Below are 13,035 nucleotides of genomic sequence, written 5' to 3' on the forward strand. Positions count from 1 at the left end.
CCTCCGCGAAGCCACCGATACCGTCGTCGCAGGCGGCCCGCTGCGCACCATCCTGTGGTGGGTCGTGGCGCTCTTCGTGGCGGACGCGCTGGGCAACGTGGTGAAGAATATCGGCGGCTATATCGGCGATGTCATGGTCGCACGCCTGCGCCAGATTCTTTCGACGCGCTACTTTGCCAAGCTGCTCTCCGTGCCGCAGGGTTATTACGACAACCAGGTCACCGGCACCATCATCGCGCGCTTGGACCGCTCGATTGCGAATATCACGCAGTTCCTGCAGTCCTTCTCCAATAACTTCTTCGTCATGCTTATCCAGGCTGCGGCGGTGCTGGTCATCACCGCGGTGTACTACTGGCCGCTGGCCATCCTGCTGGCCGCGCTCTTCCCTATCTATATGTGGCTCACCGCGCTGACCTCGAAGCGCTGGCAAGAGTTTGAGGCCATCAAGAATGAGAACATCGACGTGGCCAACGGGCGCTTCGCGGAGGTCATCGGCCAGGTGAAGGTGACTAAGTCCTTCGTCGCTGAGGCCCGCGAGTTGGCCTCCTTCGGTTCGCGCTACCGCGCGGTGGTGGATACCACGAAACCGCAGTCGCGCTGGTGGCATTCCATGGATACCGCTCGCGGCGCGGCCATGGCGCTGATCTTCTTAGGCATCTATGGCCTGATCTTCTGGCGCACCTTGGAGGGACACTTCTCCATCGGTGACATGGTCATGCTCCTGCAGCTGGTGAACATGGCCAAGCAGCCGGTGTTCATGATGAGCTGGATCGTGGATGTCAGCCAGCGCGCCATCGCCGGCTCCAAGGACTACTTCAAGGTCATGGAGGAAGTCCCGGAGCCCACGGTCAACCCGCAGCTGGTCGCCGCCGCTGAAACCTCCGACGTGCCGGAGCTCGACCTCACCCCGGCCGAGCCGCTGCGCCCGACCGAAGGCCCGGTCTTTGCCTTCGAGGACGTGTCCTTCTCCTATGAATCGGATAAGCCGGTCGTCGCCGACATCACCTTCGCCGCCCGGGAGGGACACAAGGTTGCGCTGGTGGGCGAATCCGGCGGCGGCAAGTCCACCCTGGTCAACCTCCTTCTGGGCCTGTATCAGCCCACGGAGGGAAAGCTGAGTGTGCTCGGGCACGACGCCGCGGAGCTCACCGCGGAGCGCCTGCGCGCCTCGGTCGGCGTGGTCTTCCAGGAGTCCTATCTTTTCTCCGGAACCATCAAGGAAAATATTGCGTATGGCAAGCCGGGGGCGACGATAGAGGAGATCGTGGACGTCGCCAAGCGCGCCAATGCACACGGCTTCATCGAAGAATTCCCCGATGGCTACGACACCGTCATCGGCGAGCGCGGCCTCAAGCTCTCCGGCGGGCAGAAGCAGCGCGTGGCCGTGGCGCGCGCCATGCTGAAAGACACCCCCATCCTCGTCCTCGACGAGGCCACCTCGGCGCTGGACACCAAGGCCGAGCGCGCCGTGCAGGCGGGTCTGGACGAGCTAATGAAGGACCGCACCACGCTCATCATCGCGCACCGCCTGTCCACCATCGCGGACGTGGACACCATCATCACCCTGGACCGCGGCCGCATCTCCGAGATCGGCTCGCCGGCGGAGCTAGCCCAGTCCGGCGGAATCTACGCTGAACTGCTGCGCCTGACCCAATCCGCCTCCGCCGCCGACCGGCAGCGATTGAAAAAAATACGGATTCGTCCAAGCCACCGACGAGTAAGGTGGGACGCATGCGTTTCCCTAGCCTGAAAGAACTCTCCGCCCGCGGCACCCGCAAGTGGACCGTCTATGACGAAGACGTCATCCCGCTGTGGATCGCCGAATCAGACTTCCTCACCGCGCCGGCGGTCAAGGAGGCCATCCAGGAGGCGGTCGACGCCGAATCCTTCGGCTACACCCCAGCGCCCAAGGCCTCCGAGCTCAACGCGGCAATAGCAGATTTCTACGAATCGCGCTACGGCTGGCGCCCAGAACACGTCTTCTGGATCGGGGATGTGGTGCGCGGCTTGTTGCTCGGCGTGCAGTACTTCACCGAAGGCGCGGTGGCCGTGCCGGTTCCCTCCTACCCGCCGCTGCTAGAGCTGCCGGAGACCGCCGGGCGCGAGAAGATTGAAACCTCGCTGGAGCTCGACGATATCGAGCGCGCCTTCCAGGCCGGCGCCGGCTCCATCCTGCTCTCCCACCCCTATAACCCGCTGGGCATCGTCTTCGACGAGGATTGGCTGCGGGGACTCGTGGAACTGGCGGAGAAGTACGATGCCCGCATCCTCTCCGATGAGATCCACGCCCCGCTGGTCTACGAGGGCCGCCACATCCCGCTCGGCGCTTTGTCCGACCGCGTTATTACCGTCACCGCCACGTCCAAGGCGTGGAACATCGCGGGCTTAAAGTGCGCGCAGGTGATCTTCTCCAACACCGCGGACGTCGAGCGCTGGAACTCGCTGACCGGCGTGGCCAAGGACGGCACCGGCACGCTCGGCGTGCTGGCGGCAGAGGCAGCCTACCGCCATGGTGGGGAGTTCCTTGACGAGGAAATCGAGTATCTGAAGAAGACCCGCGACTGGCTGGTGGAGGAGCTGCCCAAGCGCGTGCCGGGATTGAAGACCTCCCACCCGCAGGCCACCTACCTGCTGTGGTTGGACTTTAGCGAGACCGCCATTGCGGATGACCCGAAGCCCGCGGCCTGGGTGCGCGAGCACGCCAAGGTAGCCCTCAACGAGGGTGTCACCTTCGGTACGGGCGGCGAGCATCATGCCCGTCTTAATTTCGCAACCTCACGCGAGCTGCTGGAAGAGGCGCTCGACCGGCTGGAGAAAGCATTTAGCTAAAATTTACATCTCATGTCATGGGCATTATCCTTAGAAAAATGTCCATAAATGACGTTCAGGCCCCCGCCCAGTCCGCTTCAAAGACGAGCTCGCCCATCGGCATCGTGATCGTTGCCTCCCTCATGCTCTTCTCCATGTTCTTCGGAGCGGGCAACCTCATCTTCCCGCCGGAGGTCGGTGTCTCCTCCGGCACCAACTTCTGGCCGGCCACCTTGGGCTTCCTCGCCGCTGGCGTGGCACTGCCGGTCTTGGCGGTGATCGCGGTGGCCATTTCCGGTCAATCCGTGCGAGACATCGGAAACCACGGCGGCAAGATCTTCGGCGTGGCCTTCTCCGTCATCGCCTACTTGGCCATCGGCGCCTTCTACGCCCTGCCGCGCACCGGCGCGGTGTCCATGGAGACTGCGATTACCCCGCTGCTTGGCTGGGAGGGCACCTTTGCCAACGGTGCCTTCAACGTCGTCTTCTTCCTCATCGCTTTGGCCCTGGCCTGGCGCCCGAATGACATCATCGACACCCTAGGAAAGTTCCTGACCCCGGCACTGGTCATCCTGCTCGCCGTCCTCATCACCCTCGCTACCGTGGCGAATCCCCGCGTTCCCGGCACCCCGACTGAGGAGTACGCTTCCGCGCCCTTCGTCACGGGTCTCTTTGAGGGCTACAACACTATGGACGCCATCGCCGGCCTGGCTTTCTCCATCGTCATCGTGACCTCGCTGCGTTCCAAGGGCTTCTCCACCGACCGGGCGCTGCTGCGCGGAACCATCACTTCCACCGTCATTGCCGGCGCGCTGCTCGCCGCTATTTATCTGGGCCTGGCGTGGATCGGCCAAACCATGCCGAACGGTGCCTCCTACGATTCCGGCGCCGCCTTGCTTGCCGACGCCTCCAATCTCACCATGGGCAACGTCGGCCAGGCCGTCTTCTCCGCCATCGTCATCCTGGCGTGTATGACCACCGCCGTGGGCCTGATTTCCGCCACCTCGGAGTTCTTCGCCATGCTGGTACCGAAGACCACCTACCACTTCTGGGCTTGCTTGTTTACCGCACTGTCCATCGCCTTCGCCTTCCAGGGTCTGGACACGGTGCTTGCCATCGCGGTGCCCTTCATCGTGTTCTTGTACCCGCCGGCTATCTCGTTGATCGCGCTGACGCTTCTGCAGCCGGCGGTCAAAAAGTGGGTCACCTTCTACTGGGGCTTCCGCTTGGCCCTGTGGGTCTCCGTCCTGTGGTCCGCCGCCACTTCCTTCGGCGCCCCGCTCAGCTTCTCCCCTGGTCAAGACGTTGGCCTGGGCTGGGTAATTCCCACGCTCCTCGCATTTGCCATCGGGGTTATCATCGACGTTGTATCTACAGGCTCGTCGAAGAAAAGTGAGTAGCTCATGACGTCCCGCGCCGCTTTGTCCGTCCTCGATTTCTGCACCATTTATGAGGGGGAGACTCCTTCTCAGTCCATGGCTAGGTCGGTCGAACTAGCGCAACAGGCGGAGGCTTTGGGGTTTAAGCGCATGTGGTACACCGAGCACCACAACATGCCCTCCATTTCCTCGTCCTCCCCGGCGGTGCTCATCGCCCACATCGGTGCGAAGACCGAGCGCATTCGCCTCGGTGCTGGTGGCATCATGCTGCCGAACCACGCGCCTTATGTTATCGCTGAACAATTCGGCACCCTCGCCGAGCTCTACCCCGGCCGCATCGACTTAGGCTTGGGCCGCGCACCCGGCACCGATATGAAGACCTTGGGCCGCGCCCTGCGCCGCGATAGAAACGCCGCCGAGCGCTTCCCCGAGGACGTCAAGGAGCTGCAGGGCTACCTTTCCGGCAAATCTCTCGTCCCCGGTGTGCAGGCTATCCCCGGCCACGGCACGAACGTGCCGATTTACATCCTGGGCTCCTCGCTTTTCGGTGCCTCGCTGGCCGCCAAGTTCGGGCTGCCTTATGCCTTCGCCTCGCACTTCGCCCCGCAGCACTTGGAAGCCGCCACGGCCTATTACCGCGAGAATTACCAGCCTTCCGAGGCCCACCCCGAGCCCTATGTCATCGCCGGTGTCAACGTCACCGCCGGGGATAACGCAGAAGAGGAATTCGAGAAGGTCTGTTTCCGCCGCGTTAAGGCCTTCGTCAGCCGCGGCAAGCAGCTCAGCGACGCCGACGTCGCCCGCATCATCGATTCTCCGCAGGGCCAGCAGATCATCGCCATGCTGCAATACTCCGCCATCGGCAGTATCGAGCACGTGCGTGAGTACCTCACCGACTTCCAGAGGGTGGCTCAGGCGGACGAGCTCATGATTTCTCTGCAATCCACAAGCCACGAGGCCGCGTTGGGTAACATGAGTAACCTGGCGCGCGCGTGGCAATTGTAGGCGTACGCGCATCGTTGCCCGTCACAGCGTTTTACAAAGAGGAGGATCCCGGTGGCCCTTCGCGGTACTCAGCAGCACAGCATTATCGCTGATTATCTGCGCACCCTCATTCGCAGCAAGAAGCTTTCCCCTGGTGATTTCCTGCCCAGCGAGGCCGAGCTCTGCGAGCAATTCTCCTCCTCCCGCGGCCCGGTGCGCCAAGCCGTCGCGGCTCTGCGCTCGGAAGGCCTCATCTCCTCCGGCCGCGGCCGCCGCTCCGTCGTCCTCGGGCGTTTTACCTCGGAGTCCTTCGACTCGATTTATTCCGTGACGCACTGGCTGCGCGAGCGCGGCTTCGAGCCCGGCGCGTCCACGTTGTGGCTGGGCCGCTGCCCCGCCTCCCAGCAGGAAGCCGAATTCCTGCGGGTAGACACCGGCTCCCCCGTCATCTTTGTGCACCGCGTGCGCAGCGCCAACGGCATGCCCATCGCCATCGAGCGCATGTTCTTCCCACTGGACGTGGGCAGTCAGATCCTTAACTTCGATGCCGACAACGAGTCCATCCACGATCACCTGCGTAAGCAAGGCGTGGATTTCGACAGCGTCAACCGCGAGCTCTCCCTCGCCTACGCCAGCGAGGAAGATGCGCGCTCCCTCAATATCGACCCCGGCACCCCGCTGTGGCGCCTGCACCTCGACATCTCGGATCACTCCGGGCATCCCGTCGAGTGCACCCAAATCCTGTACCTCGGGGACCGCATGACGCTTGGCATGACGAACGTGCGCGGCACCACGTCCCCGCTCGAGGTCAAGCTGTCGGAAGGATGATGAAGACCTGGCTGGGTGCGCTGGGGGTGGTCGTGGGGGCGTCGTTAAGCGCGTGTTCTGCCGGCTCCACGGCAGTGGTTGATTCTGATTCCTCGGCACTGACGCTGGCCACGACGACGCCCGCAGCTTCCCTGGATTTCACCACCGTTGGCGGCGCCGCGATCCCGGCAGCGCTCATGAGCAACGTCTACGAGACCCTGGTGCGCATCTCCCCGGAGGGAGAGATTGTCCCCGGGCTCGCCGAATCCTGGGAGGTGGACTCCACACGCTACACCTTCCACCTGCGTGAGGCCTCCTTCTCCAACGGCGAGGCCTTCACCGCGCACACCGCCGCGTGGTCCATCAAAGCGGTGAAGACGGAGTGGACGAACGGGCTCAAGAAGCAGATGGACGTGGTGGAATCCGCCACGGCTGTCGACGATCACACGCTGCTCGTCACCCTTAAGCGGCCCTCCGCCGAGTGGCTATGGTCCATGGGCACCGCCATTGGCGCGATGCGCACCCCCACCGAAGCGGTGGGCACCGGCCCCTTCGCCGTGGCCGGCTTTTCCCCCAACGAGTACATCGCGCTGCGCGCCCGCCCGGACTACTGGGGAACCCCAGCGAAGGAAGACATCACCATCCGCTACTTCCCGGATTCCCTCACCGCGGTGAACGCCCTGCGCTCCGGCGGGGTCGACGCGGTGTGGGGCGTGCAGAACCCCGAGCTGCTCGACACCCTCGATGACTCCATCGAGACCGCCGTGGGCACCACGAACGGTGAGGTGCTGCTGTCCATGAATAACCAGGCAGCGCCTTTCGACGACCCCCGCGTGCGCCGCGCCGTGGCCTATGGCATCGACCGCCGGGCCGCCAACGAGATCCTCTGGGAAGGCCGCGCGCAGGACACGGGCGGCGCACCCGTCCCGCCGACTGATCCCTGGTTTAGCGGGAAGGACTACTACCCTTACGACCCGGCGCGCGCCCGCGCGCTGATGGAGGAGGCCGGGGCGGTGGGCACGCCGCTCACGCTCACCGTGCCGAGCCTGCCCTATGCGCAAACGCTCTCCGAGTTCCTCTACTCGCAGCTCACAGAGATGGGCTTTGAGGTCAGTCTGGAAACCGCGGAGTTTCCCGCGGTGTGGCTGAGCCAAGTCATGGGCGCCAAGGACTACCAGATGTCGCTCGTCGCGCACGTCGAGCCGCGCGATATCCCCACCATCTTTGGCAACCCTGACTATTACCTCGGCTATGATTCGCCGCAGGCCCGCACGCTGTTGGAGCAGGATGACATGACAGGGGCCGTGGACCAGATTATGGAGGACATGCCCGCCCTGACCTTGATGAACATGCCCAATATCGTGCTCTACCGCGAGGGCCTGACCGGCCTGCAGCCGAATCAGATCACCGATGCCATTGAGTTGCGAGGTGTGCGATGAGAATCCTGCGCTTCCTCGGCACCATGTGGGCCGCCTCCATCATCATCTTCCTGCTCATGCGGGCCGTGCCCGGCAACCCGGCGCGCGTGGCCTTGGGCGTCAACGCCACGGACGAGGCCGTGGAGAAGCTGACCCACTCCATGGGCTTAGACCGCCCGCTCATCGTGCAGTACCTGGAGTGGATGAAAGGGCTGTTAACCGGCAACTTCGGAATCTCCCTGTCCTCGCAGCAGGACATCACCCCGCTGGTGATTGACCGCGCGCAGGTTACGCTGTTGCTCATTGGGCTGGCCATCGCCCTCGCCCTGGTCGGTGCTATCCCCATGGGCATCCTGCTCGCCCGCTTTCGCCTCCCCGTGCTCAATGCCGCCACGCAGCTGGGCATCGCGGTACCGAGCTTCCTCGTCGGTATTTTGCTGGTTGCCGTGTTCTCCGTGCACCTGGGATGGCTGCCGGCCAACGGCTGGCAGCTGCCTCGCGAGGGTTTGAGCCACCTCGTGCTTCCCGTCATCTCGCTGGCGCTGGTGCAAGGAGCGATGCTCACCCGCTACGTGCGCGCCACCCTCCGCGAGGAAATGGACAAGGACTATATCCGCACCGCCCGCTCCCTGGGTGAATCCCGCACCGGGGCGCTCATCCGCCACGGCCTGCGCAACGCCGCCCTGCCGGTGCTCACCGTCACCGGCGTGCAGCTGAGCACCCTGGTGGTGGGCGCGGTGGTCATCGAGAACGTCTTCGTCATCCCCGGCTTGGGCTCTCTGCTTCTCGACGCCGTCTCCACCCGCGACCTCACCACCGTCCAGACCCTCATCATGGTCTTCGTGACCTTCACCCTGACCGTCAACCTGCTCACGGACCTGGCCTACCGGGTCATCGACCCAAGGCTCAAGGAGGCGCGATGAAACCCGGCTACATTCTGGTGGGCCTGACCATCCTGCTCGCCCTGGTCTCCCTGGTGTGGACGCCCTATGACCCCAACCTCATCTCCCCAGACCGCCTGGCCGGCCCCAGCCTGGAGCACCTCATGGGCACCGACCGCTTCGGGCGCGATACCTTCTCCCGCATCCTCGCCGGCGCCCAGATCACCGTGCTGGTGGGCGTGGTGGCGGTGGCCATCGCCGCCCTCATCGGGGTACCGCTGGGCATTATCGCCGGGATGCGCGGTGGTGGCTTCATCATGGCGGCCACCGACCTGCTGCTCGCCTTCCCCGCGCTCCTTCTGGCCATCGTCGCCGGCGCGGTGTGGGGCTCGTCGACGCTCACGGCGACCATCGCCATCGGCATCGCCGGCATCCCCTCCTTCATCCGGGTCACGCGCTCGGGCACGCTGCAAATCATGACGCAGGACTATATCGCGGCCGCCCGCATCTCGCGCGTGCCGCCGGCGCTCATCGCGTGGCGCCACGTCCTACCCAACCTCGGCGGCATCGTGGCCATCCAGGCCTCCGTCTACTTTGCGCTGGCCGTCCTCGCCGAGGCTGGCCTCTCCTACCTCGGCCTGGGTACCGCCCCGCCGACCGCCTCCTGGGGCCGCATGCTGCACGACGCCCAACCCCTCCTCGCCACCCATCCCCTCCAGGCGCTGTGGCCCGGGCTGGCCATCGCCGGCACCGTCCTCGGATTCAACCTGCTAGGAAGCCATGCTGACCGTCACTGATCTGCGCGTGGGCCCCGTCGGCCCCCTCTCCTTCTCCATCGCACCCGGCGAGCGCGTCGGCCTCATCGGCGATTCCGGCAGCGGCAAGTCGCTGACCGCCCTAGCCATCATGGGGCTGTTGCCCGACCACCTGCAGGCCACCGGATCCATTAACTTCAACGGCCAGGAGCTGCTGGGGATGCGCGACCGCGACCTGCGCAAGCTGCCGCTGGCCATGGTCTTCCAAGAACCCATGACCGCGCTCGACCCGCTGATGAAGGTGCCCGGCTTCAACCGCTTCCCGCACCAGCTCTCCGGCGGGCAGCGCCAGCGCGCGCTCATCGAGATGGCCATGGCCCGCCGCCCCAAGCTGCTCATCTGCGATGAGCCGACCACCGCCCTGGACCCCTTCACCCAGGAGGAGATCCTCTCCACCATCGTCGATGCCGCGGACAGCGAAGACACGGCGCTGCTGTTTATTAGCCATGACCAGGACGTCGTCAAGCGCGTGTGCGACCGCGTCGTGCGCATCGGTGAGCTCACCACTCCCGACCTCACCCCGCCGCCCATGCCCACCCTGGGCGAGCCCGTCATCGAGCTTAAGAACGTGACCAAGGCCTACCGCGGGGTCACCGCGCTTGACGACGTCTCCCTCACCGTCCGCGAGGGCGAACGCCTCGGCATCGTCGGCGGTTCCGGTTCCGGCAAATCCACGCTGCTCAAGCTTCTCACGGGGCTGGCGCAGCCGACCTCGGGGACGGTGGCGGTGAAGAAGCGGGTGCACATGGTCTTCCAGGACCCCAAGGGCTCGCTCAACCCGCGCATGCCCATCTGGAAGATCGTGGCCGAGGGCGGCGGGACGCGCGAAGAGGCCGAGGCCGTGCTGCGTGAGGTCGGCATCGATGGCTTCGAGCGCTATCCCCGGGACTTCTCCGGCGGACAGCGCCAACGCATCTCGCTGGCGCGCGCCGTGGTGGGCAAGCCGGAGATTCTGCTGGCGGACGAGGCCGTCTCGGCCCTGGATGCCACCTCGCGGGCCCAGGTCCTCGAGCTTCTACAGCGCGTAACGAAGGACATGACGCTGGTGTTCGTCTCCCACGACATTGACGTCGTGCGGCACTTATGCCCCACGGTGGCGGTGCTACAGGACGGCCGGCTCGTGGATCGCGGCGAAACGAGTAAGGTGTTCTCCCGATATGGAACACCCACTGCCGCAACGTCCTAATGCACTTCAGCTCTTTACCGCCTTTAACACCTCCGCGCGCCGCTGGCCCGGTGCCCTGCGCGCGGCGTTGGCGATCATTATCCCCGGCGGGATCGCTGTAGCGACGGGCCACCCGGATGCGGTACTGCTCATTTCGGCGGGCGCGTTCTCCGTCATTTATGGCGAGGGGCACCCCTACCGCACGCGACGCCGCGTGATCCTCACCGCTGGCGGGCTGCTCACGCTGGCGGCCACGGCTGGTTCCCTCGTCGGCGTGCATGGGCTGGCGCTGTCCGCGGTGTTTACGGTGGTGCTGGCGACGACCGGCGCGTTCGTGCAGAATGCGCTGCGGCTGCCGCCGCCGGGTTCCTTCTTCATCGTGATGGTGGCCGGCGGCTCCACGATGCTGCGCGGGGTCTCGCCGTGGGAGGTGGCCGCGTGGAGTCTGGCCGGCGTGGCGGCCGGCTATGTGCTGGGCATGCTGCCGCGTTTCCGGGATCCGCACGGCCCGGAGACCCGCGCGGTGGCCGCGTTGGAGAAGGCCGCCGACGCCTTCGTGAACTCAGATAGCGATTTCCTGGCTCGCCACCACCAGGCGCAGTCCGCCATTTCCACCGCCTGGCAAGCGCTTGCCGACGCCGGCGTCATCCGCGGCGGCCGCATCCGCCACCCCGCCCAAGCGGAGCTGGTGCACCGCGCGCTGGCCGCGCAGCAGCGCATCGTGGCGCACCACAAGCAGGTCGGCGGCAACTCGGATGAGCTGTCTGATTCCCCCACCTACGTGGACCCGGACCGCACCACCATCCCGCACACCAAGCCGACGATGCGCTACCGCTTCTACCGCGCCGCGGTGGGCAATTCCCACGCGGTGGTAACAGCGGAAAAGATCGCGCTCGGTGGCCTGGCCACCGCGTTCATTGGCATGGCGCTGGGGCTCAACCGCCCGGACTGGGGCGCGGTCTCGGTGCTCCTGCTCTTGCAGTGGGGGCCGGACCGGGTTCCGGGAACGATTCGCGGTGTGCAACGTATGCTGGGCTCGGTCTTGGGCGTGTGCGTCTTTGCGCTCATTGCGTCCTTCAGCCCGCACGGCTGGGGGTTGGTGCTCGCGCTGGCCTTCTGCCAGTTCTGCGCGGAGATTCTGGTGGTGAAGAACTACGCCTTGTGCGTGATCTTCTCCACGCCTCTCGCTTTGCTCATGGGCAACTCCTCGGAGCACATGGCCCACACCATCGGCTCGCGTATGGCGGAGATCGGCCTCTCCGTGGTCGTGGCGATGCTCTTCTTGTGGCTGTGGAAGCCGCGGGCCCAGCTGATCAACCACTACCGCCTGCAAACGCGCTGCTTCGAGGCGATGGCCGCCCTGCTCGGCGCGCTACTCATCAAGACCCCCGAGGAAGCGCTGGCACAGCGGCGCGACCTGCACTACGAGCTGCTCTCGGAACGGCGTAGCATCCAGTCGCTGGCGACCAACCACTCCGATATCAGCGAGTTCTGGGAGCGCCACACCGCCTTGCAACCGGCCGGCTACTTCCTCTTAGATTTCTGCGTGGTCAATCCGCTCTCGCAGCCCAGCCGCGCGGAATTGGACACGCTCATCGAGAAAATCACCGCAGCGGAAATGCGTCAATGATCTCGTAGCGGGGCCCACCGCCGCGCCCCTCTCCCAAGAAAGATTGGACGAGGCTGATTTCCGTGACCTCGAACTCGGGTCCGCGGTAGACGCTCAGCGCGTGCACCGCATCCGGGATGAGCCACGGATCCCGCGTCCGCCTCCCTGCCCGGGCCAGCGTGAGATGCGGGCGCGATGGCTCAAGCATGAGGTGTTTGACCTGCCCTTTGACGCCTGCCCACAGCACCTGTTTCTCAAAAGAGCCAGCCCCGCTCAGGCTCAGCGTGAGCGGCCCCGCTTCGATGCCGCGCAGCGCCTCGCGGACCTCCACTGCGTCATTGGGCTGTTCCCCGAAAAAGTCGAGGGTGATGTGCCAGTTATCCGGGTCCGTCCACCGCAGCCCGTTGTCCTTGAGCGGGCGCACGGCCCGCACCAGGTGCTCACGGGCCTCTGCGGAGGGAAAGAGGGCGCTGAAAAGGCGAATCATTTCACCGACAGCAACAGGTTCGGATCGAGTACGTGTTCCTCCACGAGTTCGAAGAGAGCGAAGGCTTCCTCCAGCTCACGGACATTCTCATCAAAATTAGGCAGCGACATGGCATTCCAATCGACGCAGAAATAGGTTCCTTCATCCTAGCTCACAACACTGTCATTTCGCGCACCTGCGATAATGGTCACCATGAACTCTCGACAAGCCACCGGTCCCCCAGTAGGCATCTATCCCCACGACATGCACCCGGGCTTGGTCCCCGGCATCGGCGTGGAGGACCAACGCAACGCTTTCGCCCTCGACAAAATCACCTTTTTCAGCACCGCTACCTTCGTCGTAGCCTTCATCGTGTGGGGCATTAGCTCGCCAGAATCCGTCTCGGCGGCGTCCTCCACCGCTTTTTCCTGGGCCATCACCAACGCCGGGTGGCTGCTCAACATCACCATGATGATGGCCGTTGCCACCATGCTCTACATCGGCTGCTCCCGCCTGGGCCGCATCAAGCTCGGTACCGATGACGAAGAGCCCGAATTCGGCTGGTTCAGCTGGGTCGCCATGATGTTTGGCGCCGGCATCGGCGTCGGTATCTTCTTCTACGGCCCCTCGGAGCCGCTGTCGCACTACATCTCCCCGCCGCCTCACACCGTCGATGGCAACACCGTCGAAGCCCTCCACCAAT

Annotated in this window: 12 protein-coding genes; 11 read left to right on the plus strand and 1 reads right to left on the minus strand. The window is 64.9% G+C overall.

Annotated features, from left to right (window positions below; genetic code table 11):
* The 10 genes from HMPREF2993_RS11045 to HMPREF2993_RS11090 all read left to right on the plus strand — a co-directional run.
* A partial coding sequence (locus tag HMPREF2993_RS11045; protein ID WP_141758301.1) for an ABC transporter ATP-binding protein occupies positions 1 to 1,750 on the plus strand: 1,750 nt, incomplete at its 5' end.
* Positions 1,732 to 2,829, plus strand: a complete 1,098-nt coding sequence (locus tag HMPREF2993_RS11050; RefSeq protein ID WP_070702367.1) for a MalY/PatB family protein — start codon at positions 1,732 to 1,734, stop codon at positions 2,827 to 2,829. The genes HMPREF2993_RS11045 and HMPREF2993_RS11050, both read left to right, overlap by 19 nt.
* A 38-nt stretch (positions 2,830 to 2,867) precedes the next feature.
* Positions 2,868 to 4,208, plus strand: a complete 1,341-nt coding sequence (gene brnQ, locus HMPREF2993_RS11055) for a branched-chain amino acid transport system II carrier protein (protein ID WP_070702373.1) — start codon at positions 2,868 to 2,870, stop codon at positions 4,206 to 4,208.
* A 3-nt stretch (positions 4,209 to 4,211) separates the two neighbouring features.
* Positions 4,212 to 5,192 (plus strand): LLM class flavin-dependent oxidoreductase, encoded by a 981-nt coding sequence (locus HMPREF2993_RS11060; RefSeq protein WP_070702376.1) that lies wholly within the window; start codon positions 4,212 to 4,214, stop codon positions 5,190 to 5,192.
* Positions 5,193 to 5,243: 51 nt separating this feature from the next.
* The gene (locus HMPREF2993_RS11065; RefSeq protein WP_070702378.1) at positions 5,244 to 5,999 is read left to right on the plus strand and encodes a GntR family transcriptional regulator; all 756 of its coding nucleotides are present in this window, start codon (positions 5,244 to 5,246) and stop codon (positions 5,997 to 5,999) included.
* Positions 5,999 to 7,417 carry an ABC transporter substrate-binding protein gene (locus HMPREF2993_RS11070; protein ID WP_070702380.1) on the plus strand — a complete coding sequence of 473 codons (1,419 nt, stop codon included), beginning with the start codon at positions 5,999 to 6,001 and terminating at the stop codon, positions 7,415 to 7,417. Before HMPREF2993_RS11065 ends, HMPREF2993_RS11070 begins: the two co-directional genes overlap by 1 nt.
* A complete protein-coding gene (locus tag HMPREF2993_RS11075; protein ID WP_070702381.1) occupies positions 7,414 to 8,319 on the plus strand; it encodes an ABC transporter permease in 906 nt (301 codons plus the stop codon). Before HMPREF2993_RS11070 ends, HMPREF2993_RS11075 begins: the two co-directional genes overlap by 4 nt.
* Positions 8,316 to 9,074 (plus strand): ABC transporter permease, encoded by a 759-nt coding sequence (locus HMPREF2993_RS11080; RefSeq protein WP_010190814.1) that lies wholly within the window; start codon positions 8,316 to 8,318, stop codon positions 9,072 to 9,074. The genes HMPREF2993_RS11075 and HMPREF2993_RS11080 overlap by 4 nt, the downstream gene beginning before the upstream one ends.
* On the plus strand, positions 9,058 to 10,278 hold the full coding sequence (locus tag HMPREF2993_RS11085) for an ATP-binding cassette domain-containing protein (RefSeq protein ID WP_070702383.1): 1,221 nt from the start codon (positions 9,058 to 9,060) through the stop codon (positions 10,276 to 10,278). The genes HMPREF2993_RS11080 and HMPREF2993_RS11085 overlap by 17 nt, the downstream gene beginning before the upstream one ends.
* Positions 10,250 to 11,887, plus strand: a complete 1,638-nt coding sequence (locus tag HMPREF2993_RS11090) for an FUSC family protein (RefSeq protein WP_070702385.1) — start codon at positions 10,250 to 10,252, stop codon at positions 11,885 to 11,887. Before HMPREF2993_RS11085 ends, HMPREF2993_RS11090 begins: the two co-directional genes overlap by 29 nt.
* Here HMPREF2993_RS11090 and thpR read toward each other — a convergent pair.
* Entirely contained in the window at positions 11,862 to 12,353 is a 492-nt protein-coding gene (gene thpR, locus HMPREF2993_RS11095; protein WP_083318728.1) for an RNA 2',3'-cyclic phosphodiesterase, read from the minus strand. The two genes, HMPREF2993_RS11090 and thpR, sit on opposite strands and share 26 nt — an antisense overlap.
* A gap of 183 nt (positions 12,354 to 12,536) precedes the next feature.
* On the opposite strand from thpR, the gene HMPREF2993_RS11100 reads away from it, so the two are divergent.
* A partial coding sequence (locus HMPREF2993_RS11100; RefSeq protein WP_210401565.1) for a BCCT family transporter occupies positions 12,537 to 13,035 on the plus strand: 499 nt, incomplete at its 3' end.

It is taken from the genome of Corynebacterium sp. HMSC068G04, assembly GCF_001814885.1.
Taxonomy (GTDB): domain Bacteria; phylum Actinomycetota; class Actinomycetes; order Mycobacteriales; family Mycobacteriaceae; genus Corynebacterium; species Corynebacterium hiratae.